Source organism: Rhodanobacter koreensis (assembly GCF_054782855.1).
Map to the genome: position 1 here is coordinate 842,382 of NZ_BAAGRR010000001.1, position 23,146 is coordinate 865,527.

The 23,146-nt window shown below is 63.2% G+C and carries 19 protein-coding genes and 1 tRNA gene; 8 read left to right on the forward strand and 12 right to left on the reverse strand.

Translation table 11 applies throughout. The annotated features are described in order from the left end of the window. Nucleotides 1-16 precede the first annotated feature (16 nt). The 4 genes from ACYVKM_RS03575 to ACYVKM_RS03590 form a co-directional block, all read right to left on the reverse strand. A complete protein-coding gene (locus ACYVKM_RS03575; RefSeq protein ID WP_460875825.1) occupies nucleotides 17-700 on the reverse strand; it encodes a TetR/AcrR family transcriptional regulator in 684 nt (227 codons plus the stop codon). Continuing rightward, nucleotides 697-2,064 carry a glycoside hydrolase family 1 protein gene (locus tag ACYVKM_RS03580; protein WP_460875827.1) on the reverse strand — a complete coding sequence of 456 codons (1,368 nt, stop codon included), beginning with the start codon at nucleotides 2,062-2,064 and terminating at the stop codon, nucleotides 697-699. The genes ACYVKM_RS03575 and ACYVKM_RS03580 overlap by 4 nt, the downstream gene beginning before the upstream one ends. 367 nt (nucleotides 2,065-2,431) lie before the next feature. Continuing rightward, nucleotides 2,432-2,508 (reverse strand) — tRNA-Arg (locus ACYVKM_RS03585). Between the two features lie 170 nt (nucleotides 2,509-2,678). Then, on the reverse strand, nucleotides 2,679-4,577 hold the full coding sequence (locus ACYVKM_RS03590; RefSeq protein WP_460875828.1) for a M61 family metallopeptidase: 1,899 nt from the start codon (nucleotides 4,575-4,577) through the stop codon (nucleotides 2,679-2,681). Between the two features lie 232 nt (nucleotides 4,578-4,809). Here ACYVKM_RS03590 and ACYVKM_RS03595 point away from each other — a divergent pair, with 232 nt between their 5' ends. Next, nucleotides 4,810-5,913, forward strand: a complete 1,104-nt coding sequence (locus ACYVKM_RS03595) for a GGDEF domain-containing protein (protein ID WP_460875830.1) — start codon at nucleotides 4,810-4,812, stop codon at nucleotides 5,911-5,913. A gap of 18 nt (nucleotides 5,914-5,931) precedes the next feature. On the opposite strand, the gene ACYVKM_RS03600 is transcribed toward ACYVKM_RS03595, so the two are convergent. Then, nucleotides 5,932-7,443 carry an amino acid permease gene (locus tag ACYVKM_RS03600; RefSeq protein ID WP_460875832.1) on the reverse strand — a complete coding sequence of 504 codons (1,512 nt, stop codon included), beginning with the start codon at nucleotides 7,441-7,443 and terminating at the stop codon, nucleotides 5,932-5,934. A 190-nt stretch (nucleotides 7,444-7,633) separates the two neighbouring features. On the opposite strand from ACYVKM_RS03600, the gene ACYVKM_RS03605 reads away from it, so the two are divergent. After that, nucleotides 7,634-8,332, forward strand: coding sequence for a CDGSH iron-sulfur domain-containing protein (locus ACYVKM_RS03605; protein WP_460875833.1), 699 nt, complete (start codon nucleotides 7,634-7,636; stop codon nucleotides 8,330-8,332). A 61-nt stretch (nucleotides 8,333-8,393) separates the two neighbouring features. Here the strand turns inward: ACYVKM_RS03605 and ACYVKM_RS03610 are convergent, their stop codons facing one another. The 4 genes from ACYVKM_RS03610 to ACYVKM_RS03625 form a co-directional block, all read right to left on the reverse strand. Then, a complete protein-coding gene (locus ACYVKM_RS03610) occupies nucleotides 8,394-9,662 on the reverse strand; it encodes a sterol desaturase family protein (RefSeq protein WP_460875835.1) in 1,269 nt (422 codons plus the stop codon). After that, nucleotides 9,659-10,420 carry a lysoplasmalogenase gene (locus tag ACYVKM_RS03615; protein WP_460875836.1) on the reverse strand — a complete coding sequence of 254 codons (762 nt, stop codon included), beginning with the start codon at nucleotides 10,418-10,420 and terminating at the stop codon, nucleotides 9,659-9,661. The genes ACYVKM_RS03610 and ACYVKM_RS03615 overlap by 4 nt, the downstream gene beginning before the upstream one ends. A gap of 64 nt (nucleotides 10,421-10,484) precedes the next feature. Next, nucleotides 10,485-11,546: a glycerophosphodiester phosphodiesterase gene (locus tag ACYVKM_RS03620; RefSeq protein ID WP_460876517.1), complete on the reverse strand. Its 1,062-nt coding sequence runs from the start codon at nucleotides 11,544-11,546 to the stop codon at nucleotides 10,485-10,487. 133 nt (nucleotides 11,547-11,679) lie between these two features. Further along, entirely contained in the window at nucleotides 11,680-14,103 is a 2,424-nt protein-coding gene (locus ACYVKM_RS03625; protein ID WP_460875838.1) for a TonB-dependent receptor, read from the reverse strand. Between the two features lie 129 nt (nucleotides 14,104-14,232). Between ACYVKM_RS03625 and ACYVKM_RS03630 the strand changes: the two genes are divergently transcribed. The 3 genes from ACYVKM_RS03630 (at nucleotide 14,233) to ACYVKM_RS03640 (ending at nucleotide 15,246) form a co-directional block, all read left to right on the forward strand. After that, nucleotides 14,233-14,442, forward strand: a complete 210-nt coding sequence (locus ACYVKM_RS03630) for a hypothetical protein (RefSeq protein WP_460875840.1) — start codon at nucleotides 14,233-14,235, stop codon at nucleotides 14,440-14,442. After that, nucleotides 14,439-14,699: a 2-hydroxyacyl-CoA dehydratase gene (locus ACYVKM_RS03635; protein WP_460875842.1), complete on the forward strand. Its 261-nt coding sequence runs from the start codon at nucleotides 14,439-14,441 to the stop codon at nucleotides 14,697-14,699. Before ACYVKM_RS03630 ends, ACYVKM_RS03635 begins: the two co-directional genes overlap by 4 nt. A gap of 175 nt (nucleotides 14,700-14,874) precedes the next feature. Next, on the forward strand, nucleotides 14,875-15,246 hold the full coding sequence (locus ACYVKM_RS03640; protein WP_460875843.1) for a hypothetical protein: 372 nt from the start codon (nucleotides 14,875-14,877) through the stop codon (nucleotides 15,244-15,246). A 13-nt stretch (nucleotides 15,247-15,259) separates the two neighbouring features. On the opposite strand, the gene ACYVKM_RS03645 is transcribed toward ACYVKM_RS03640, so the two are convergent. Beyond that, nucleotides 15,260-15,538 carry a hypothetical protein gene (locus tag ACYVKM_RS03645; protein ID WP_460875844.1) on the reverse strand — a complete coding sequence of 93 codons (279 nt, stop codon included), beginning with the start codon at nucleotides 15,536-15,538 and terminating at the stop codon, nucleotides 15,260-15,262. Between the two features lie 258 nt (nucleotides 15,539-15,796). Continuing rightward, entirely contained in the window at nucleotides 15,797-17,506 is a 1,710-nt protein-coding gene (locus ACYVKM_RS03650) for a sulfatase-like hydrolase/transferase (protein ID WP_460875845.1), read from the reverse strand. 195 nt (nucleotides 17,507-17,701) lie between these two features. Here ACYVKM_RS03650 and ACYVKM_RS03655 point away from each other — a divergent pair, with 195 nt between their 5' ends. The 3 genes from ACYVKM_RS03655 to ACYVKM_RS03665 all read left to right on the forward strand — a co-directional run bounded on the left by ACYVKM_RS03655 (nucleotide 17,702) and on the right by ACYVKM_RS03665 (nucleotide 21,253). Next, the gene (locus ACYVKM_RS03655) at nucleotides 17,702-19,690 is read left to right on the forward strand and encodes a bifunctional 2',3'-cyclic-nucleotide 2'-phosphodiesterase/3'-nucleotidase (protein WP_460875847.1); all 1,989 of its coding nucleotides are present in this window, start codon (nucleotides 17,702-17,704) and stop codon (nucleotides 19,688-19,690) included. Between the two features lie 131 nt (nucleotides 19,691-19,821). Further along, complete coding sequence (locus ACYVKM_RS03660) at nucleotides 19,822-20,736, forward strand: RHS repeat-associated core domain-containing protein (protein ID WP_460875849.1); 915 nt, start codon at nucleotides 19,822-19,824, stop codon at nucleotides 20,734-20,736. A gap of 16 nt (nucleotides 20,737-20,752) precedes the next feature. Further along, on the forward strand, nucleotides 20,753-21,253 hold the full coding sequence (locus ACYVKM_RS03665) for a hypothetical protein (protein WP_460875851.1): 501 nt from the start codon (nucleotides 20,753-20,755) through the stop codon (nucleotides 21,251-21,253). Between the two features lie 123 nt (nucleotides 21,254-21,376). On the opposite strand, the gene ACYVKM_RS03670 is transcribed toward ACYVKM_RS03665, so the two are convergent. Further along, entirely contained in the window at nucleotides 21,377-22,990 is a 1,614-nt protein-coding gene (locus tag ACYVKM_RS03670; protein ID WP_460875852.1) for a GMC family oxidoreductase, read from the reverse strand. Nucleotides 22,991-23,146 lie beyond the last annotated feature (156 nt).

Below are 23,146 nucleotides of genomic sequence, written 5' to 3' on the forward strand. Positions count from 1 at the left end.
GGTGTCTCCTTTTGATTCAATGGCCGCCCTTGCGTGCCGATGGCGGGCGAGAGGCAACCTTCTCGACGACTTTCTTTGGCTGCGCGGGAACTGCGTTTGCCGTCGCGGAATAGGCGTGCAAAAGCTCCCGCAGCAGTTCGACCGACTGCACGATCTCGGTTGGTTTGTGGACAAGCACGTTGGCAATCGACAGACCCCGGATCGCCCACACGACCAACCGGACCATGGCGAGGCTTGGCTTGGCGCCGCTGCCGGGAACGAGCTCCTCGATGCGGTCGATCGAGTCACGCTCTATTTTGGCTTGCAGAGGCGCCAGCTTCTTGGCCAGCACGGAGTCGCTGCGCGATCCCTGCAATATCTCGAGTACGGCCACGCCCGGCGGGCGGCTCAGCACGTCCCATACGATCCTCGGGAACATCGAGCGACGCTGGAGGGGATCGCCGATTTCCGCCAGACGCGTGCGATAGAGCTCGATCTCTTCGTCGTAGACGGCCTGCACCACGAAAAGCATCAGGTCGACCTTGGTCGGGAAGTGATGAAGCATCGCGCCTCGGCTCACCTTGGCTTCCTTGGCCACCAGCAAGGTGGTGGTGGCGGCATAGCCATGCGTAAAGAGACTATGGACGGTGGCCTTGAGAATTTCGGCACGGGTGGCGGCGCTGCGCTCCGCCTGTGTGCGGCGTTGGGGTTTGCTGGTCATCCGGCGATCTTCCCTGTCCTGGCAATCTGGCCAAAGTAATGCGCGCTCGGTTTGGGCGTGCGCGTGAATGTCGTGCGATCGACCGACACGAGTCCGAACTTGGGCCGATAGCCGCTCATCCATTCCCAGTTGTCGAGCAATGACCAATGCATGTAGCCGCGCACGTCAATGCCGTCGGCCATGCATTTGAGCATGCCGCTCACCGCGTCACGGATGAAGGCGATACGACGGCCGTCGTCCTCCGTCGCTATGCCATTCTCGGTGATATAGATCGGTCGCCGGGTCTGCGTGGCCACCATCCGTATGACGCCCTCCAGAGCCTCCGGCGCATACGGATAATTCATTTGCGTGAGTTCTGCGCCGGCGGCGGGCGGGAGATCGGAATCCGCGGCAACGACGGCGGACGTATAGACCTGGAGGCCGACAAAGTCTCCCCTGGCCGCAAGCCATGGGGTCAAAACCTGCGCGCGCTTTCGATCCACGCCGGTGCTGCCATCCGCTGCCTTGTCATCGGTAAGGGCGAGTGTGATGCCGACGGGGAACCGCCCCGCGGACAGCTTGGTGATGGCGTCGTACGCCCGATCATGAGCCTCGATCATGATTGGCTGCTGGACGCGATGATCTCCCAGGATGGGACTCGACCATTGCGGAGAGCCCTGCACCACGGCGGCGGCCTTGCGTACGGCACCGATGACCGGCGCCAGTTTCCTGATCGCCGGCGACCATGCCAGCAACGCGTTGATGTTGGGTTCGTTGAAGGTGGCGGCCAGGGCGATCAGCTCGCCCAGATGATGCGTTACCGTTTCGCAATAGCGGACAAAAGGTTCGATGCCCGCCCGCGTTTCGAACCCGCCTGCCGCGGCAAACCATCGCGGCACGGTGTAATGGTTGAACGTCACCACCGGCGACAGTCCATGACGATGACAGGCTTCGAGCACGCGCCGGTAATAGGCCAACTGGGCCAGCGAGATCTGCCCGGGCTCGGGCTCGATGCGGGACCATTCAATGGAGAGGCGGTGCGCGTTGAAACCCAGCGATGCCGCCAGCGCCAGATCGTCGTCGATGCGATGGTAGGTATCGTCCGCGTCGCCCGAGGGTTCGGCGAATATGCTCGGCTTCATATGCTCGAGGGCCCAGACATCGCTGCCGATGTTGTTCCCCTCGCACTGGTAGGCGGATGATGCCGTGCCCCACAAAAAGCCCGCGCGCTTTCCACCTGCAGCGGTGTCGACTGCTCTATCCGTCAGCGCCGCGGCGGACGATGCACCGGACTGCGCCTGTACGGTCCTCTCCATCATGGCCGCAAGAGGCAACGCCGCAAGCAACGCGCTGCGGGAGAGGAACTCTCGACGGTTGATCTTCAAAGCTACGGCCCCCCAGCTTTAGACGATGATTCGTTGTCTTCGCGATCCTATGCCGGCGATCGAGGCGGAAAACTACCGATTGGGCGGTAGCTTGCACTGAAGCCTAGTCTGAGTAAAACAAACAGTCAATCATGCTTGTGATTTAGGTGGGAGCGGGGCTTCCACATGAGAGGTAGCACCCTCCCAGGCCTCCTTGCCTCACGTATCGGAGGTACGTTTGCGATGTCGACAAGGGCAACGCATCGTGAAGCGCAGGCCCGCATGACACTTTATGGGCAGCGTTTCACCATAAATTGGCCAAAACGAAATTGGCCAAAACGGCCAACTTATGTGGAAGTACGCGGCGCCATGGTGGCATCAAGAAAGTTGGTGCGCCCGGCGGGATTCGAACCCACGACCCCTGCCTTCGGAGGGCAGTACTCTATCCAGCTGAGCTACGGGCGCATGTATGGCCGCGTGTGGTGCTGTGGCCGGAGGCCGGCACCGCGGGGAGCGCAGTATAGCCGACGGTCGTGGACGGCGCGATGGCAGGCCGGGATGGCCTCGCACTGACGGCCGCCATTGATCCGCCCCGTGTCCCCGGATATGAGTCCGGGAACACGGGGCGATCAGCCTCAGCGGGCCTTGAGCAGGTCGGCCAGGGTATCGGGCTTGCCGGTGTCGCGCACCAGGTGCGGGTATTTAAGGCCGTCGTGGTAGTCGATGCGCACGGTCCTGTATTCGTCGAAGTTCTTCACCAGCAGTTCGACCGGCTGACTCCCGTCCTTCGCGGCGGCGCTGACGGCATCCTTGAGCTCGTCGGCGTCATAGTCGTGGCCGTTGACGGCGATCACGGTCATGCCTGGCGAGATGCCCGCCTTGAACGCCGGGCCATCCCACAGCACGTCGTTGATGCTGCCGCCCTTGCCGATCGAGAGGCCGAGCGAATAGGTGAGATCGACGAAGTGGCGCCGGGCCTCGACCGCCTTCACGGCGTCGGACGGCTTGTCGGTATAGACCAGCTTCCAGCCATGCGACTTGAGACCACCGATCAGCGGACCGTGACCGTCCAGCCGCGTGCGCAGGTATTTCGCCCAGTCGTACGGCGCGATGTCGTTGAGCGTCTTCACCACGTCCTCGAAGGTGTAGGTGTCGACGTCCCACTTGCCGGGATTGACGCCGAAGAATGCCTTGCCGAAATCGTCGATGCTCTTCCTGCCGCCGCTGAGCTCACGCAGCTTGCCGTCGACGTCGAGCCAGATCATCTGGCCGGCCGAGTAATAGTCCTCGCTGGCTTGGTAGTTGCGGTACGGCAGCGGCGCACGCTCGGCGATGATCGGATCGTTGGTGGTGTCCTGCACATTGCGGAAGCTGGCCAGGCCCGGGCGACCCTTGTCGTAGGTGGCAGCCACCAGGGCGAGCATGTCGCGGGTCTGGTCGGCATCCCACAGACCCGAGCGCGCCGCCATCACCTGGCCCCAGAACTGGGTCTGGCCCTCGTACACCCACAGCAGGGTGTCACTCATCGGCACGTTGTAGTTGGGTGTGGCCAGATCCGCACCGCGGCGGTATTTGCCGTCCCATGAATGATTGAACTCATGCGAGAACAGGTCGCGGCTCATCGCGTTCTTCTTCCACTCGGTGAAGAAGTCGGCCCCGGTGCCGTCCTCGCTGGAACGGTGGTGCTCCAGGCCATTGCCGCTCATCTTGTCGCTGAGCGAGACCAGGAAGTCGTAGTGGTCGTAATGGTGCGCGCCGTACATCTTGTACATCTGCTGCACCAGATTCTGGAACAGCTTCACCTGTTCCGGCTTGATGTCCAGATACTTCGCGTCGTCGGCGACGATGTCCATGTGCACCGGTGCCGAGGCGCCCGGATCCAGATCCACGCGCTTGAAGTACTTGCCGGCATAGATCGGCGAATCGACCAGGTCGTCGTAGTTGATCGGCTTGAAATTAAGCGTGTCGCCGTCCTTCGAGGCGACCTCAAGCGCGGTGCCGGCCTGCCAGCCGGCGGGCAGGGTCACGCTGGGTTCGGTATTGATCTGGCGCGCGTAGTGGCCGGCCGGATACATGGTCACCGCGTTCCATTGCAGGTTGAGCATCTCCGGGGTCATCACCACGCGGCCCTGGCGCTGGTCCTGCGGCGACAGGAACTGGAACGTCACGTCCACGCTGGTCGCGCCCTGCGGCACGTCGACATGGAAGGCGTAGACGTCGAGCGGATCGCGCGTCCACGGCAGCACCTGGCCGTTTGCCTTCACCACCAGCCCGGCCATCTTGTCGATCGGCCCGGTCGGCGAGTGGTTGCCGGGAATCCACTGCGGATACAGCAGGGTCAACGGGCCTGCAGCGGCCGGCACCGTCTCGTGCACGCGGAAGATGCGGTGGGCCACGTCGGTGGCATCCACATTGATTTTCAGGGTGCCCTGATAGGGCACATTCTGCGGTGCCGGGACATCCGCCAGCGCGGTGAAACTGGCCAGCCCGAAGGCGGCGACAGCAAGGGCGGAAGCGAGGCGGGTGACTTTCAAATGCATTCTCCGGCGAAGATGGGTTGTGGGACAGGCCCGTGGCCGCCGGGCTGCCAAACCCGTCAGGCCAAGGAAATCGGCACCGTGAAAGCTGCCACGGCATGGACTCAAGGCATCGATGCTAGACCGGTCCCGCCACGCTTAACCCATGCCGAAGGTCATGAACGCGGGCCGCCCTTCCCTCCACCACCATGCCACCGGGATCATGGCATCCATCTTGCTGGATCCTGCGATGTCCCCACTTGTCCGGTTCGTCCCTATCCGCATGCACGCCTTGCTCACCAACCGGCAGCTCGCCGACAACCCGGACCAGCACCGCGATTACACGCGCTATCTGGCGCAACGGATGGGGCCGATGATCCACGCGCTGATGCTGATGGCCGGACTGGCCTATCTGGTGGCGATGGTTGCCGGCACACTCGTCCACGCTTCGCCACTGCCACTGTCGCTGCGGCTGGCCCCGGTGCTTCCTCTGCTGCTGCTGGCTGCGGTGGCCCGGCGCGTGCAGCATCCGCGCCTGCTCAGCCTGCTCGCCTTGTTGTGCGTGGCGCTGCTGGAGATCGGCGTCAATCTGGACGGTATCGGTCACCTGCCGGGACAGCCATGGATCATGCCGGGCCTGCTGCTGCCGGTGGCGTCGTCGGTGGTCTGGCTGGAAACCTGGGACTTCGCCATCGCGATGGCGTTGTGCGCCTTCGGACCGTTGCCGATGCTGCTGTCCAGCACCACCAGCGGCATGCACATGGTGCAGTACCTCGTCTACATGGTGATCGCCATCGCGCTGTCGACCGTGCTGCGTGCGTTCATGGCGCGTACCTTGTTCGAACAGTTCCGGCTGGAACGCCAGTTGCGCGAACAGGTCAATACCGACGGCCTGACCGGCCTGCTGCTGCGCAACCGCTTCCTCGAACTGGGACGGCTCGCCTTGTGCGATATCTGCCGCCAACAGAAGCCGGCGTGCATGCTGTTCCTGGATGCCGACCACTTCAAGCAGCTCAACGACGACCATGGCCACGCCGCCGGCGATGCCGCACTGATCGCGCTGGCCGCGACCCTGCGCGCGCAGATGCGCGAAACCGACCTGATCGGCCGCATCGGCGGCGAGGAATTCGCGCTGCTGCTGCCCGGACTCAATCTGCGCCAGGCCGGCCAGCGTGCCGAGCAGCTGCGGCTGGCCGTGCACTCGATCCAGCGCCCGGACGGCGCGCTGACCGTCAGCATCGGCATTGCCGAATGCAGTCACGTCGACGAGGCGATCGAGAGCCTGCTGGCGCGTGCCGACCAGGCCATGCGTCGCGCCAAGAACGGTGGGCGCGACCGCGTCGTCAGTGACTGATCGAACCGTTCGCGGGCCTCACGATCCGCCGGCATGCGCCAGCTTGCTGTGGCGGATGCCGTAGCCGAAATAGATCAGGCAACCCAGCGCCATCCAGATCACGAAGCGCTCGTAGGTGATCCACGGCAGTCCGTAGATCAGCACGGCGGAGAACACGATGCCGAGCGGCGCGGTGAACCATACCGCCGGCGTGCGGAAGTTGCGCTGCAGTTCCGGCCGGCGTGCACGCAACAGCATGATCGAGCCGCAGATGATGATGAAGGCGCTGAGCGTGCCGATGTTCACCAGCTCGGCCACCTCGCCGATCGGCAGCAGGCCGGCGACGAGTGCCGTGAACAGGCCAAGGATGATGGTCGGCCGCGCCGGCGTGCCGAAGCGCGGACTGACCTTGGCGAACCAGCCCGGCAGCAGGCCGTCGCGCGCCAGCGCGAACCAGATCCGCGCCGCGCCCAGCATGAAGGCGAACAGCACGCTGGTGACGCCGATCACCGCAGCGATTGCGATGATGATGCTGAGCCAGTGCAGGCCGATCGATTCGAACGCATCGGACACCGACGCATCGCCGCCGAGGTGGCTGTATGGCGTGATGCCGGTGAGCACCAGCGATACCGCGATATACAGCACCATGGCGATCGCCAGCGACAGCAGCACCGCGCGCGGCAGGTCGCGTTGCGGGTGTTTGGCCTCTTCCGCCGCCGTGGTCAGCGTGTCGTAACCGAACACCGCGAAGAACACCACGCTGGCGCCGGTCAGCACACCCTGCCAGCCGAAATGGCCGAGCCCGGTGGTGGCGTCGACCACGCGCGCGGGAATGAACGGATGCCAGTTCGCGGTGTTGATGTAGAACACGCCCACCAGCACCACCAGCAACACGCCGATCACCTTGATCGCCACCACCGCCGTATTGAAGCGCGCACCCCACTCGGTGCGCACGGTCAGCAGGATGGCCACGGCCACCGAGACGCCCGCGGCGATCACATTGAAACGATGGCCGTCGCTCGGTGCCGCAATGGGGTTTGCGCCGTGCGTACCGAAAATCTGCTGCAGGTAATACTGCATGGTCTGCGCGCTCATGCTCTGCTGCGCCCACTCAGGCAGATGCACGCCGGCGGAGTTCAGCAGCACCTGCACGTAGCCGGACCAGCCGATCGCCACCACCGCGACCACCAGCGCGTACTCCAGCAGCAGATCCCAGCCGATGATCCAGGCGACGAACTCGCCGAGCACCGCGTAACCATAGGTGTAGGCGCTGCCAGTGACCGGGATCAGCCCGGCGAATTCGGCGTAGCACAACGCCGCGCAGGCACTCCCCAGGCCCGCGATGATGAAGCTGAGCGCGACCGCCGGGCCGGCATTGGTGGCCGCCTGCTGACCGGCCAGCACGAAGATGCCGACGCCGATGATGCCGCCGATGCCGATCGCGGTGAGCTGCCACAAACCCAGCACGCGCCGGAAATCGCCACGCGATCCGACCTCCGCCTGCAACTGTTCGACGGACTTGTGGCGCAGCAACTTGCTCAGAAAGCTCATCGACGGTGACCCTGATCGGTTAGGCAAACAGTGGCCGATGATAGCGAATGATCGCCAGGGCGCCATGCCGCAGTGCAGCTCTCCCACCTGCTCAGCCGTTGCGGCAGCCGTCGAGTTGGCCCTCTTTCCACAAAGCGGACTACCATCGTCCATCGGAACCCCTCGATCCGAGGAAGGCCGGGAGTGTGTGATGTCCAGACGCGACGACATGCAGATCATGGTGACCGAAAACGGCCCCTATCTGGTGACCGGCTCGATCCCGCTTTCCAAATTCACCATCGGCGTCGATCAGCAGGGAGGCTCGGCCGAATGGCTGCCTGGTCCGGCGCTGCCTACGACCGCAACGTATGCGCTGTGCCGTTGCGGGCAGTCCAGGCGCAAACCGTTCTGCGATGGCAGCCACGCCAAGGCGGAATTCGACGGCCGCGAAACCGCCAGCCGCAAACCCTATCTGCAGCAGGCGGCCTTGACCGAGGGGCCGGCATTGTCACTCACCGATGCCGAGCCCTTATGCGCCTTCGCGCGCTTCTGCGATCCGCACGGCCAGGTGTGGAACCAGGTGCGCCGCAGCGACGAGCCCGCCATCGCCGAGCAGTTCGTGCGTCAGGTCAACGACTGTCCGGGCGGCCGTTTGCGCGCGTGGCAGCGTGGTGACAACGAACCGCTGGAGGCCAAGTTGCCGCCGGCGATCGGTCTGGTCGAGGATCCGCAACAACAGGTCAGCGGCCCACTGTGGGTGCGCGGGATGATCCGTATCGTTGGCGCCGATGGCCATGCCTACGAAGTACGCAACCGGGTGACCTTGTGTCGCTGCGGCGCCTCGCGCAACAAGCCCTTCTGTGATGGCAGCCACGCCGCCGCCGAGGTGCAGTTCCAGGACGGTTTGTAGCCGTCGACTGGTCCGCTGCACTCACCCGGCCAAGGTCATTGCGGCACGCCGGAGCAGACACTCAGCTTGCGGCGGCGCCACGGTGGATCGCGATGGATCGCTGCGAGCCACCCAGCCATGGCAAAGCCAGCGCACTGAGGCCGAACACCGCGGCAAAGGCCAACGCGACATGGCCGTCCAGATGGCCGATGCCGAACCAGCGACTACTGAGTACCGGTACCAGCGCCGTCGCCAGCGTGCGCAGGCCCTCCACCCATAGTGCCCAGCGCCGCCCTTCCATCAGCGCGCCGAGCACCCACAGGCTGACCACCAGATACGCCGCATAAGCCAGCAGGGCCGACAGGCTGGCTGCGCCGGCCATGCCGAGAAACTGCGTGGTCATGCCCAGCAGCAGGGCAAACTGCAGCAGCGCGTAAATCGTCAGCGCCTTCGACAACGGCGGATTGAAGCGTTCGGTGATCATCGTGAAAGCGGGCTTCGGGTAGCGCACCGCCAGTTCGGCCGGTCGCCAGCCTGGCGGTTTCAGCCACAACAGCAGCTTGTCGCGCCAGCGCCTTGCGTGCCACATGTCCACCGTGGTCTTCCAGTACACCTCGGCATTCGCCCACAGCGGATTCCAGCTGCGCAGCGGCGAGCGCGTGCCGTACACCGGCGGGTCGTTGTCGTCTTCCTCGACGAAGCTGCCGAACAATCGGTCCCACACGATCAGGATGCCGCCGTAGTTGCGATCGAGATAACGGTCGTTCACCGCATGATGGGCGCGATGGTTGGACGGCGAACAGAACACCCGGTCGAACCAGCCGAGCCGGCCGATCTGCTCGGTATGCACCCAAAACTGGTACAGCAGATCGATCAGCGCCACGATCACGAACACCTTGAGCGGCACGCCGAGCAGGGCCAGCGGCAGATAGAACAGCCAGCCCAGCAAGGCGCCGCTGCCGGTCTGGCGCAGCGCGGTGGACAGGTTGTAGTGCTCGCTCTGGTGATGCACCACATGCGCCGCCCACAGGATGTTCACCTCATGACCGCAACGGTGCAGCCAGTAGTAGCAAAGGTCGTACAGCAGCAGCGCGCCGACCCAGACCAGCAGGTTGTCCGCTGGCAGCGTAAACAGTGCCAGGTGTTGCACGCACCACGCATAGATGCCGAACGTCAGCAATTTGCTGAACACCCCGACGATCTGCGAGATCACGCCCAGTCCGATGCTGTTGACCGCATCGCTGCTGGCATAGGCGCGACGGCCGCGCAGCCTGGCCACCAGCAGCTCGATCCCGATCAACAGGAAGAACACCGGGGTCGCCCAGGTGATGATGAGTTCCTGCGTATTCACTGCGCTGCACCTGTCCTGACCATGCTCGTCTCAAGCGTGAAGTCGCTACGCTGCACCGAGCGTGCGATCCACCACAGTGCCAGATAATACGTCGACAAGATCCACAGGCTCGATAGCGGGATTGGCGCATGGAAACGGTTCCAGGCCAGCAGGCTGTCGCTGAGCATGAACAGCGTGGCCCCCATGGCGGCCCGCCGCGCACTACCTGCCTGCGCATCGTCACGCTGGGTGAACACCCGCGCACGCACCAGCGCCTGCCCGCCCATGCCGGCAAGCACCACGACATAGACGATCACTGGCAGCCGCAGCGATGCCTCGATCGAATTCCACAACAACCACAGATTGACCGTGCCGTAGCCCAGACTGGCGAGCAGCCACAGCGGTCGCGCGGCGAAACGGCTGTCACCCAGGAAGGCCGCGAGAAAGCACAGATGGCCGCACAGGAACGCCACCAGCCCTGGAACGAACAGATTCTGCGGCAGCATCAGCAACACGTCCCCCAGCAGCGAGCAGACGATTCCGGTCGAAATCCAGCGCCGATAACGCATCGACAGCGCCGGCTGTGCACGCCATGCCAGCGTGAAGATCAGCGCGGTGGTCAGCGGCTTGCAAATCCAGTGCAGCCAGTGCCAGGCCAGGCCCGACTCACCCGCTGCCAGCAGCGCCCCGATGATGGCAGCGATGGCGGTGACCAGCGTGATCACCGCATGCACGTGCCATGCTGATCCGGGCGCGAGTTGCGAAGTGCTGACCGACATTCACGATACCCGGGGATGACTGGCATCCGATCATAGCCGGGAACTACGCTCCGAGCGGCGCCCGTCAGCGATGGTCCAGTGCCTTGCGGCCGATCGCCGGATCGTCGGTGAAGAACGCATCGATGCCGGCGTCGAGGTAGCTGCGGATCTCGGCGATCAGGCCATCTTCGTTGAATGTCTTCGGGTCGGCACCGCGCCAGAAATCCTTCGCCAGAAACTCGTTTTCCGGACGGAAGGTGTATGGATGCAGTTCCAGTCCGGCCGCATGCGCATCGTGCACCAGCGCGGTCGGCTGGCCCAGGTGTCCATCGGCAGTGAAGGGAATGATCGCATTGATGTTCGGACCGATCGCATCTGCATAGCGGGCGATCTCGCGCAACCCGGCCGGCGTCGTCATGTCGCCATACCTGAGTTTGCCGCCGGCACTCGCCACGTCATACGGCTGCTGGTCGGCGGTGTCGATCAGCTGCAGCAGGCGGATGTTCGGATGAACTTTGCCCAGCCTGCCGCGCACGTACTTGAGGTTGGCGATCTCGAACGACTGGATCTCCACCGGCGCCGTGCGCGTATAGCTGTGCGCCGCCAGCGTGGCCAGTAGCTGGTCTTCCATCGGCAGGCCCAGCCGCTGGAAATAGCTGCCGTGCTTGATCTCCGGAATGATCCCGATCGGCCGCCCGACCACCGCCGATTCGGCGGCGACGAAGTCGATGATCTCGTCCAGCGTGGGAATCTGGAACTCGCCGTCATACTTCGTGCTTCGCAGCTGCGGCAGGCGCTCGCGCGCGCGCAGCGTCTTCAGCTCGGCCAGGGTGAAATCCTCGGTGAACCAGCCGGTCTCGGCATGGCCGTCGATTGTCTTGGTGATCCTGCGCGCGGCGAACTCGGGATGGCTGGCGACATCGGTAGTGCCGCCGATCTCGTTCTCGTGGCGCGCCACCATCACGCCATCCTTCGTCATCACCAGATCCGGCTCGACGAAATCGGCGCCATCGGCGATCGCCTTGCCGTAGGAGGCCAGCGTGTGTTCCGGCCGCAACGCCGGCGCGCCGCGATGGCCGATTACCAGCACCTTCGCGGCGAGCGGCTTTTCATGGGCGGACGCAGTGCTGGACGGCATGGCCGACATCCCGGCGGCAAGGGCGATGGCCAAGCATAGATGCTTCATGGATTCACCCGGCATGCGCGCGGAACATGCCGGCATGCTGCACGACGCAGATGAAACCACGTTGACACCGACCAGCTGCCGGTCATGGGTAATCTCAGAACTTGCCGGAGATGCTGATGCCGAAGGTGCGCGGCGTACCCGGGATATACGTCGGCACACCGAAATTCTCGCCCGTGTTGCCGCCGTCGATCAGGTATTTCTTGTTGGCGAGATTGCTGCCCCATATGCCCACATCCCAGCGCCCCTTGTCGAACGTCACGCCGGTGCGCAGGTTGAGCAGCCCGTAGCCGGCCTGCACGTAGTCCGGATTGTTGTCGTCCTCGAAGTACACCTTCGAGCGCCAGGTGAAATTCGGGCGGAAGTAGAACGCCTTGTCGCTGTCGAGCGGGACATTCACCAACAGGCCCAACGCCACCGAGTTGTCCGGCGCCAGGCGCAGATGGTTGCCGGCGTACTGCTGCGGGTCGCCGTTCTGGTCGGTCTTGTCGAAGCGGGCGTGCAGGTAGCTGTAATTGAGGAAGGCACTGACATCGTCGGTGAAGGCCTGCTGCAGCGAGGCCTCGAAGCCAGGCGCGTGGGCGCGGCCGGAGTTCACCGCGATGTACTGGCCGTTCTGGTACACCTGACTCTGGAAGTTGGTGTAGTTGTAGTAGAACGCGGACAGGTCATAGGCGAACTTGCCTGCATCCGCCGAACCCTTGACGCCGATCTCGTAATTCCACAGCGTCTCTGCCGGCAACACCGCCTTGGTGTAGCTGCCATCGGGATTGACGTTGAAAGTCAACGCATCCGGCCGGCGGCCGCGTGACACGCTGGCATAGGCATTGATGTCGTCATTGACGCGCCAGCTGCCGATCAGGCGGCCCACCAGCGAATTGGTGCTCTTCGCGTTGGTGAGCATGCCGTTGGTCGGTGCGAACAGGTCGTTGGGCGTGGTGATGCCGTTGACGCCGGCGCCGAACAGCGCCAGCGCCGGACCGATGCTGGCGGCGTTGGGTCCGGTGGCGTTGAACACCTGATACCCGGCGGTGATGTTTTCACGCGACGCGCGCAGGCCGGCGGTGATGTCGAAGCTGTCGGTGACGTGGAAGGTGCCGTCCGCGAAGATTTCGTACGAACGCGTGCTGCCGTAGTTCTCGAAACCTTCGCTCTCGTTCGGATTCAGCGGCGTGTTGAGCAGCGGGATCGCGCTGTACGGCTGGTTGGGCTGGAAGTTCGACGTCAGCAAGGGCGGATTGGTCGGGCCGAACAGCAGATCGACCAGGCCAGGATCGAGACCGCGTGCGATCGGCAGAATCGCCATGAGCAGGCTGCGCTCGTCGGTGTTGAACGGCACCGCCTGGCTGCCGTTCTCGTAGAAGAAGTTGGCGCCCATGAAGCCGGTGAAGCGGCCGCCGTTGTCGAAGTTGAAGCGGACCTCCTGGCTGGCCTGGTGGCTGCGCGAGTGATTGCCGAAGTTGAGCATGTCGAGCTGAGAACCGTCGGCGTCGAACGATTCGGTGGAATTGAACCGGCGCAGGCCGGTGGTGGTGGACAGCGTCCAGTCGTCGCTGAGCTGGAAACTGCCCAGCGCGGCGAGACTGTAGATCTTGCGGCGGATGCCGAGCGCGGTGCCTTCGTTGAGGTCGGCGGGACCGAACACATTGGTCGAGCCCTGGCTGTCGGGCAGCAGGCTGCGGAAATCCGTGCCCGGCTGCGCGTCGCGCTGGTAATTGGCAACCAGGTCGATGGCGCTCTGCTGGCCGGTCTTGATGTGCAGGCTGGCGCGCAGCGCCTTGGTGTCCTCGCCATCGAGCGTGCCGCCGGCAAGGTTCTTGATGTAGCCGTCGTGCTGGCTGTCGTACACCGCCACGCGCGCGTCCACGTCGGCGCTGAGCGGGGTATTGAAGAAGCCGGTGAGCATGCGGCTGCTGTAATTGCCGAACTCGGTGGTGAAACCGCCCGAGGTGGTGTCGTTGGCCTTGTTGTCGATCAGCGACAACGCACCGCTCTCCGCGCCGCGGCCGAACAGCGTGCCCTGCGGGCCACGCAACACCTCGATGCGGTCCATGTCGTACAGCGCCACCACCGAACCGACCGCCCGACTGATGTCCACGCCGTCCTGGAAGATCGACACCCGCCCCGGTGTGTTGGCCGACGTATCGTCGGAGGTGATGCCGCGTATCGCGATGCTCGGCGTGTTCGGGCTCTGCACCTGCACCTGCACGCCCGGCGCATAACGACCGAGGTCATCCATGTGGGTGACGCCGAGCGTCTTGAGGAACGCCCCCGAATACGCCGAGATCGAGATCGGCACATCCTTTTCCTGCTGTTCGCGCTTCTGCGCGGTCACCACGATCGTGTTCAGGCTGACGGCACTGGCCGGCGGCGGCGTGCTGGATGCCGCTGCCGGCGCATCGGGTGCACCTGGTTGCGCCAGCGCCAGCCACGGAGTCCCCAGCAGGAGGGATGCGATGCACAGAGAGAGGCTGCGACGACGCGGCGCCCACAGCGTTTTGCTGGCGATCTGGATCGACATGTTTTCCCCTTGATGCCGCATGGAATGGCGGGTCGAAGTTTGACCCGCGATGCTGTCCGGTGTCCATGACAGTTGCATGTCGCATGGCAGCAAAACCATCGGCAGCGCATCAGGCCGGACCGCCGGACCATGGCTGTTGTCGTCGACTGCCATCTGCAATACGCAACGAGCGGCCTGGCGAAGGACACGGCTGCGGATTTCCGCGGCGCGATCCATGCCGCAGATCATATCGTGCTGCACGACCTGGCGCCGACTGGATGGTCAATGCGACAAGCAGAACCTCGGGCCATGCCCTATGCGACAATGGGGCTTCAGGCAGGCCATTCGCATATTCCATGACCGTTCCAAAAGACGCATTTCGACGTTTTCAGGAAGAACTCGCCGCGCTCGACAGCAAGAACGAGCCACCGTCATCGAAGACATCCAGCCTCACCCGACTCGACCATGCCCGGTCCGATTTTCTGGCGTTGCGCAAACGCTACGGCCTGACCGTCGCCGACGTCGTCGCCTTCTTCCCCGAGGAAGAAGGCATCGCCTACCTGCAGCAACTCATCGTCGCCAACGAGGCCAAGCCAACGCGGGTGAAGAAACGATAGGAAACCCTCGCAAGACTTTCCGTCGGGTCCCGCCACACCCGATTTCGTGCGGGCGTGGCGCCTGCGCGCCGTGCCAAATCGCATATGACGGCGAATCTTTTCCCATCAAAGCGCGTAAAATCGGAGGCGGAGTCCATCTCGCAGGGATGCATTCCTCGCAGTTGGAGGTACCACCATGATCCGCCTGGCTCTGACCGCTTTGCTCGTGACCCTGGCAATCAACGCACAGGCCTCACCCGACACCTGCCACATCACCGGCACCGCTTATGACTACAGCGGACACCCGTTGCCCGCCGCCGTGATCCGCCTGATCGACCAGCAAACGCAGCTGACCGTCTATCGTGCAGCCGATGCGAATGCCGCGTTCGCATTCGCTGACCTACCCGTGGATGCCAGTGGGCAACGCTACCGACTCGATGTACTGAGCCCACCCACCGAAGTCACCGGCTCCTACATCCCGACACGCTCCGTGCTTGGCATTGCGCCTGCCTTCACGTGCAGTGCGGGCCAGAGTGTGCATGCAGACGTAAGGGTCGAGGTGCGCTGACCAGGCGGTTTTTCTAGCGCGGAGTGCGCTCCGCACAACCCGCCCCATACAGGTCGCGATACACCTGACTCACCCGTTCTTCCAGCTCGCCGCCTTGACGGGACCTGCTGAAGGCATCGTTGATCTGTTTTTCGGCGAGATGCAGGTTGCGCAGGAACCGCCTGGTGTCGTTCGAGAGACCCAGTTCGGCCATCTGCTGCTCCAGGCCTGTTTCGTCGTCCGCCGTCCGTGTCGGCTGATTTATGGATGTGGTTTCGGTGAGCATGGGCGTGCCGGAAGTGATGTCGTTCATGACAGTCACCAAGCAAGACACCTGCCAGTACCGGCGTGACCGCGGTTATGCCGTGGACCGTGCAGTCATCGTTCCAGCATGCCATGCAAATGTTCGCGCCAGCGGAAATGGCGCAAGGTATGTGCATCAGACGAAACAGTCATCGCGCGATCTTGCGCACCGGCCTGCCGCGGATGACGACGAAAACTGCCGCTGCCTGACGCCCAGGGTCAGGATGAACACGTGTATCCCGGCTTTCCCGGGCAACCGGGGTGTCCATCACTGATACACGTGCAAGCGCTCGAAGGTCCACGCGTGGTAGGACTCGATCAGGCCAGGCATGCTGCAATCGTCGTACAGACCATTGCAGCGCGCGCGCAGCACCGTCTCCGCGGAGAAGTACGGATCCTTCGGCAAACCGGCGGCCTGCAGCACCATGCTGGGCAGGAACGCGATGTCGAGCATCGGATAGCTCGGCAGCACCGGCCCGGCGAAGTTGCTCTTGATCATGTAGTAGGTGAGGTAGTCACGGTACGGCTGCAACGATACGGGCAGCGTGCGCTGCAGGCCGCGGATCAGTCCGTCGAATGACGGCTGGTGGTCGCCGAAATGCACTAGCAGGGTCGGCTGTTCGCGATCGAGGAAGTCGTGTTCCAGCCCGCTCATCGCCACGTCGGAATCGTGCAGGCGCGACAAATAAGTATCGAAGTTGAGCGCCGGCGTGGGCTTCAGGCCGTGCAGCAGGTTCCGGAACGGCACCGGCAGGGTCGACATCGGGTCATCGTGTGGTCCGTGCTGGTTGATCGTCAGGATCATCACGAATACCGGCTGACCCGGTTTCTTCACCTTGTCGTAGATGCGCTTGGCCGCATCGAACATCTGCTTGTCGGTCTCGTCCCATTCGTCCAGGCCGAGCTCGTTGACGTCGTACATGTGATCGAAGCCGTATGCCGTGTACGCGTTGCGGCCATTGATAAAGCCGCCATCGGTGGGATAGATCGCGATGGTGAGATAGCCGAGCCGGCGCAGCTGCAGCGCCAGTGCATCGTGCACATGCGGCGCCAGCACGAACGGCGCATACATGCCGCCCGCGCCGAAGATGTCCTGCGGCATGCCGGTCAGGGTGGCGAATTCGCTGACCCAGGTGCCGCCGCCGAACGTATGCGTGCGCAGCACGCCGGTGCCGCGGGTGCGCGCATCGGCCTGGAACATCGTCAGGTGGCAGGCCGGCACGGTGCACACGGTGTAGTTGGACGGATCGAAGGTGCTCTCCTCCAGCACCTGCACGATGTCCGGATACGGTGGATGCGTGGTGCCCGGCTCGCCCGCCGCGGTCGAGCCCCACTGCTGCTCGGCGACGGCTTCGCTCGCCATCGCCGGCAAGGTCACAGCCGAGTCGCGGAAGTTGATGAAGAAGTTGGTCAGCTGCGCGTCGTCGGACATCTTCTCCCACACATTGCGCGAATGCACCCGTGCAAACGGCCCGGCGGGCAGCATGCACAGCCAGAACGCGAACACGCCCAGCGCGATGCCGCCGGCGCGCACGCCCAGCCCCGGCCGGCGTGGCAGGCCGGCCAACATGCGCCAGTCCCAGCGCCACACCAGGTACAGCAACGGCGGCACCACCACGCAGATGCCGATCCCCAGCCCAAACAGGTGCGGGTAATGGCGCAGCGTATCGACCAGGCTGGTGCTGGCGTAATAGATGAAGTCCGACGGCATCAGCTGCGATTCGAGGTAGCGCTCCTTCAGCTCGGAGATGAAACGCAGCGCGACGAACAGTCCGCCACCCACCACCAGCGCGCTGGCGAACCGCCCGAACACGGACAGCAGCACGATGACCGTGGACAGCATCAACCCCGTGACGAAGGCCTGCTGCACCGGCTCGGGTTCGCGCAGCGCGGTAAGCGCAAGGCAGCCGGCGAAAAACACCAGCGCACACAGCGACACCACACGGGCACGTGTGAAATGAAATGAGATTCGACGCATCAGTGGAAAGTCCCCCTGTAAGGACCCGGTGTGTCATTAGATGCGCCATCTTACGGTCTTGCACCGGCAACAGGCGGTTTGCCCGGCACACCGTTCCACCGGCGTTGGGTTTTGCCGCCTCTGGTGCAGGGCAAACAGTCATCCCGATCTGTTAGTTTTCACGGTCTGGACCCGCACGTGCCCCACGGAACCGCCATGTCTTTACGTCACCTTTCTCCCGCCATCCTTGCCGCCGCCCTGCTCGCCGGTTGCGCCAGCCATGCAGCCAAGCCGAACCCGCTGCTGCAGGATGGCGCGCGCGCGAACGTGGCGATCCTGGAGACCACCGACATCCACGCCAACGTGCTGAGCTACGACTACTACAAGCTCAAGCCGGACGACTCTCTCGGCTACGAGCGCACCGCCACCCTGATCCGCCGCGCCCGCACCGAGTTTCCCAACACCTTCCTGTTCGACAGCGGCGACACCATCCAGGGCAGTGTGCTGGCCGATTACCAGGCGCTGGTGAAGCCGGTCGGCTGCGACCAGGAGCTGGCGATCTACCAGGCGATGGATGCGCTCGGTTACGACGGCGGCACCGCCGGCAACCACGAATTCAACTACGGCCTTGGCTTCCTGTCGCAGGTCACCGGCACGCCGATGAATGTCGAGGGCGGGCATAGCGATCGCTGCGACGGCCCGCATTTCCCGCTGGTGCTGTCCAATGTCGACAGCGCACGCGACGGCCAGCCGATCTTCAGGCCGTGGGCGGTGATCACCAAAAACATCGAGGCATATACCGCGGACGGCAGCAAGGTCAGCGTGCCGCTGAAGATCGGCATCATCGGCTTCACGCCGCCGCCGATCATGCAGTGGGACAAACAGAACCTGGCCGGCAAGGTCACCGTCAGCGGCGTGGTCGAGGCGGCGCAGAAATACCTGCCACAACTGGAGGTGCAGCATCCCGACCTGATCGTGGCGATCCTGCACGGCGGCCTCGATACTTCGCCGTACACGCCGCAGATGGAAAACGGCGGCTGGTATCTGGCCGGCGTGAAAGGCATCGACGTGCTGCTGCTCGGCCATTCGCATACCGAATTCCCCGGCCCGCATTACGCCGGCATGAAGGATGTCGACGCCCGGCTTGGTTTCGTGCGCAATGTGCCCGCGGTAATGGGCGGTTTCTTCGGCAAGGATCTGGGCGTGATCCAGCTGGTGCTGAACCGCCAGAACGGCCGCTGGGTGGTCGACCTCGACAATACGCACAGCGAAGTGCGGCCGATCTGTCCGCAGAAGAATCAGTGCGTGCCGGTCGATCCGGAGATCGCGCCGCTGGTGCAGCAGGCGCATGAAGCCGCCATCGCCTACGTCAACACGCCGATCGGCAACAGCACGCCGCGCATGAGCAGCTACTTCACCGACGAGGGCAACATGACCGCGCTGGCTGCGGTCAACGCCGCGCAGGCCGACTACGTGCGCAGTGAATTGCCGCGGCTGCATCCGGAGCTGGCGAACGTGCCGGTGCTGTCCGCCGCCGCCGCGTTCCGCAGCGGTTTCGGCGGCCCCGACGACTACACCGACGTGGCGCCCGGCCCACTCACCCTGCGCAGCGCCGCCGACCTGTACTTCTATCCGAACACGCTGGCGGCGGTGAAGATCGACGGCACCGGCCTCAAGGCCTGGCTGGAGAAATCCGCCGAACGCTTCAACCGCGTCGACCCGGGCAAGACCGGCGAACAGGCCCTGATCAACGACCACTACCCCGGCTTCAACTTCGACCAGATCCAGGGCGGCATCCACTACGTCATCGATGTCTCGAAGCCGGTCGGCCAGCGCATCACTTCACTGACCTACCACGGCAAGCGCGTCACCCCGAGCCAGCCGTTCATCGTCGTCACCAACAACTATCGCGCCAGCGGCGGCGGCAACTTCCCCGGCCTCGACGGCAAGAACATCGTGCTGTCAGCGCCGGATGGCACCCGCGAGATCCTGGCGAAATGGCTAGAGCAGCATCGGACGATCAGCGCAAAGGATCTCGAACCGACTTCATGGAAGTTCGCACGGTTGAAGACGCAAGGCCCGGTGGTGTTCAAGGGCGCCAGCGACAAGCAGGCGCTGGCGCATGAAGCCGGGCTCGACGATATCCGGCAGCTCAAGGATCATGGCGATGGCACGGCGACTTATGCGATCGATCTTTCGCATTGATCGATTGAATCCGCGATGCAGTCATCCAGCAAGTGAACTTGTTTTAATATTTAACTTCCTCAGCCCCTGTTTCTTACTTGCGTGTCGTGGCTAAGTCGGACAACATGACGACGTTGACTGGGGGAGCATTTATGAGGAAGGGATTCTGGCGATCAGTCCTGCCTTTGGTATTGCTATGTGGCATCGCGCACGCGCAATCCGGCACGGTGACCTACGTCTATACCGACCCGCAGGGCACCCCTTTGGCCGAAGCCGATGCCCATGGCAATATCACGGCGACCTACGACTACGCGCCGTATGGCAGCCAAGCCTTGGGCACACCGCCAAATGGACCTGGTTATACGGGTCACGTAAACGACCCGGACACCGGGCTCGTCTATATGCAGGCGCGCTACTACGATCCCAGCACAGGAAGATTCCTTAGCGTAGATCCGGTTCAGCCTACGGCTGGTAACTCGTTCAACTTCAACCGATACGACTACACCAATAACAACCCGATCAATCACATCGATCCGGATGGACGTTGTGCTGACGGCGTCACTTGCGATCAGATGGTGCAGTCCTATGGAAAGTGGGCCGCTGCTAACCCGGCACAAGCCGACAAGATAGGCAGCGCAGTTGGTGTGCCTGGCGTTACGGCGATGTTGGTAGCTTCGGGTGTGGGCGATGTGGTCGCTGTAGTGAAAGGTGCTGCAACTCTTAACAGGGTGTTGTCGGATTCGTCCAGCGAAAGTAAAAGTGTTGGGGGGATAAATGTAGGCAATACGCCGTCGTCTGCTAGACAGGCTCTTACAGACGCTGGGCATCCCGGCGAGCCAATATCAAATCCACAAGGCACAGAACAGGGAACAATTCATACGATTTCAGACAAGAAAATGGATGTTCGCGTTATGGACGGAAACGCAAATAATAGCCCCCGGGCCGTCACCAACCGCACGGGTAATCCAAAACAATTGGTTGATCCGAATACAGGTAAAAACTTCGGAAATGATATGAGTAAGGCGCAGCAGCGAGATCAAGCACATATTCCGCTTGATGGCCAATAACATTTAGTCGAGATATATGATTGTGCAACTAGATAAAGAAAAAACTAACTTTATTTTGATTCAAATGCTAGACGGAGCTGCTCTGGATGAGTTTAATGTGCACAGCACCCAGCTTCAGATGCGCTTTCTTAAGGATGATCCTTTGGATGGCCGCCTAATTGCAATTCAATTAATTTTCGGTTGTGGTGCGTATGTCTCTGGTGGTACCAATCAAAAAAATGACACAGAACACTTCGATGGCAATTTTTTTAAGGAGCGCGCGAAATTTTTGTCTGAAATCTATGCGCTAATTGGACGCGAAATTACTTCGGTACGCGTAGATGAAAACTTTAATTTGTTAATAACCGTTGAAGAAAATGTAACCATGAATATGTGCATACGACCCGATGACCTGGATGAGGGTGAATGGCTATGGAAAGTATCTTTGGAAGATGAATTAAATAACTCGAACAATATACCTACTTCTGTATATTGCGTAACAGAAAGTGGAAATTTATCTCTTTGGTCTGAAGTGTAAACAAGATCGCAGTGTCGTGTCGCCATCGCAAGGCTCCCGACGGCCCCGCTTGGTAGAGGCACCCAGGACGCCATCGGGGGCCGGGCAGGCAAAACGAGGCAAAATGGGACGGAGGAAATTAAATCATCCGTTCGCCAGTCTCTTTTCTTGAATCATGTCGGCAGCCTTCTCCCCGATCATCGCGCAAGGCGCCTGCGTATTGCCGCTGATCACGCGCGGCATGATCGAGGCATCGACCACGCGCAGGCGCTCGATGCCGCGCACGCGCAATTCGGGATCGACCACGGACTGCGCGTCGTCGCCCATGCGGCAAGTGCCTACCGGGTGATAGATCGTGTCGGCGTGGGCACGGATCAGCTGGCGCAGGGTTTCGTCGTCATCATGTCCCGTGCCGTAGAGCGTGCGCCCGTTCCAGCCGGCCAGCACGGGTGCGGCCATGATGCGCTGGCTGATCCTGGCGCCGGCGACCAGGGTATCGAGGTCGCGCGGGTCGCCGAGGAAATTCGGATCGATCAGCGGTGCATCGCTGATGTCGGCACTGGACAGGCGAACCTGGCCGCGGCTGTGCGGGCGCAATACGCAGACGTGGATCGCATAGCCCGAGCCCAGGTGCAGTTTGCGGTTGTGGTCGTCGACGATGCCGATACAGAAGTGCAGTTGCAGATCCGGCCGGTCGAGCGAGGGATCGCTCTTGAGGAAGCCGCCGGCCTCGGCCACGTTCGTGGTCAGCATGCCGCGCCCGTCGCGACTCCATGCGCGCATGCTCATCATGCCCTGATACAGCACCGGCAAGGTGATGCCGAACAGGCCTGGCGCCTTGGCTCGCACGTTCAAGGTGTAGTCGACATGGTCCTGCAGGTTCTGCCCGACCTGTGCGCGATCCGCCACGACATCGATGCCGTGCTCGCGCAGGTGTTCGGCCGGACCCACGCCCGAGGCCATCAACAATTGCGGCGAGCCGAATGCACCGGCTGACAGGATGACCTCGCAACGTGCGCTCAGCGAATGCTCGGCACCGCCCTTGCGATAGACCACGCCGGTGGCGCGCCTGCTATCGAAACGGATACGCCGGACCTGGGCGTTGGCGATCACCTGCAGGTTGGCCGGTCGCGCACCGGCCGCACCGAGATAGGCTTCGGCGGCGTGGAAGCGGCGGCCGGCTTTCTGGAAGACCTGGTACGCGCCGATGCCCTCCTGCACCGCGCCGTTGAAATCGTCATTGCGCGGGAAGCCCGCCTGCACGGTGGCCTCGATCAGGGCCTGCGTCGCCGGATTGCGCTCGCGCAGATCCTCGACCCGCAACGGACCACCGACGCCGTGCAGCGCCGAGGCGCCGCGCGCGTTGTCCTCGCCGCGTTTGAAATACGGCAGCACATCGTTCCAGCCCCAACCGTGGCAGCCCAATGCCTCCCAGCCGTCGTAATCCTGCGGCTGGCCGCGCATGTAGATCATGGCGTTGATCAGGCTGGAGCCGCCGACGCCGCGCCCGCGCGGCTGGAAACCCTGGCGTCCCTGCAGCCCCGCCTGTGGGGTCGTGGTGTAGGCATAGTTCGCCGAGCCTTTCAGGCCCACCAGGGCGGCGATACCCAGCGGCACTTTCGAGCGCAGCGGCGTGCGCTCCGGCCCGGTCTCGACGATGGCGACAGTCAGGTCGGGCCGGGCCGCGGCCAGTCGCGCGGCCACCGCGCAGCCGGCCGGGCCGGCGCCCACAACGACATAGTCCACCGAGTCGGCCATCGTTCGTGTCCCGCGGGAAGTCGTCGTCAAGAAATCGGCTTGGAATGGCAGGCTATCTGCCCCGGCCCATGCGGTCACGACGCGGCGCGGCAGGCATGGCCGGCCCACGGCATGCGGACACGGCTCGCCTCCAGTCAGCCGGCAGTTCGAATGGCG

What these genes read in the sequence shown, in the direction of transcription:
- ACYVKM_RS03575 (WP_460875825.1), bottom strand. Translation starts at nt 700, where the DNA reads ATGACCAGCAAACCCCAACGCCGCACACAGGCGGAGCGCAGCGCCGCC.
- ACYVKM_RS03595 (WP_460875830.1), top strand. Translation starts at nt 4,810, where the DNA reads ATGTCCCCACTTGTCCGGTTCGTCCCTATCCGCATGCACGCCTTGCTC.
- ACYVKM_RS03600 (WP_460875832.1), bottom strand. Translation starts at nt 7,443, where the DNA reads ATGAGCTTTCTGAGCAAGTTGCTGCGCCACAAGTCCGTCGAACAGTTG.
- ACYVKM_RS03605 (WP_460875833.1), top strand. Translation starts at nt 7,634, where the DNA reads ATGTCCAGACGCGACGACATGCAGATCATGGTGACCGAAAACGGCCCC.
- ACYVKM_RS03615 (WP_460875836.1), bottom strand. Translation starts at nt 10,420, where the DNA reads ATGTCGGTCAGCACTTCGCAACTCGCGCCCGGATCAGCATGGCACGTG.
- ACYVKM_RS03620 (WP_460876517.1), bottom strand. Translation starts at nt 11,546, where the DNA reads ATGTCGGCCATGCCGTCCAGCACTGCGTCCGCCCATGAAAAGCCGCTC.
- ACYVKM_RS03625 (WP_460875838.1), bottom strand. Translation starts at nt 14,103, where the DNA reads ATGTCGATCCAGATCGCCAGCAAAACGCTGTGGGCGCCGCGTCGTCGC.
- ACYVKM_RS03630 (WP_460875840.1), top strand. Translation starts at nt 14,233, where the DNA reads ATGGCTGTTGTCGTCGACTGCCATCTGCAATACGCAACGAGCGGCCTG.
- ACYVKM_RS03635 (WP_460875842.1), top strand. Translation starts at nt 14,439, where the DNA reads ATGACCGTTCCAAAAGACGCATTTCGACGTTTTCAGGAAGAACTCGCC.
- ACYVKM_RS03640 (WP_460875843.1), top strand. Translation starts at nt 14,875, where the DNA reads ATGATCCGCCTGGCTCTGACCGCTTTGCTCGTGACCCTGGCAATCAAC.
- ACYVKM_RS03645 (WP_460875844.1), bottom strand. Translation starts at nt 15,538, where the DNA reads ATGAACGACATCACTTCCGGCACGCCCATGCTCACCGAAACCACATCC.
- ACYVKM_RS03650 (WP_460875845.1), bottom strand. Translation starts at nt 17,506, where the DNA reads ATGCGTCGAATCTCATTTCATTTCACACGTGCCCGTGTGGTGTCGCTG.
- ACYVKM_RS03655 (WP_460875847.1), top strand. Translation starts at nt 17,702, where the DNA reads ATGTCTTTACGTCACCTTTCTCCCGCCATCCTTGCCGCCGCCCTGCTC.
- ACYVKM_RS03660 (WP_460875849.1), top strand. Translation starts at nt 19,822, where the DNA reads ATGAGGAAGGGATTCTGGCGATCAGTCCTGCCTTTGGTATTGCTATGT.
- ACYVKM_RS03665 (WP_460875851.1), top strand. Translation starts at nt 20,753, where the DNA reads ATGATTGTGCAACTAGATAAAGAAAAAACTAACTTTATTTTGATTCAA.
- ACYVKM_RS03670 (WP_460875852.1), bottom strand. Translation starts at nt 22,990, where the DNA reads ATGGCCGACTCGGTGGACTATGTCGTTGTGGGCGCCGGCCCGGCCGGC.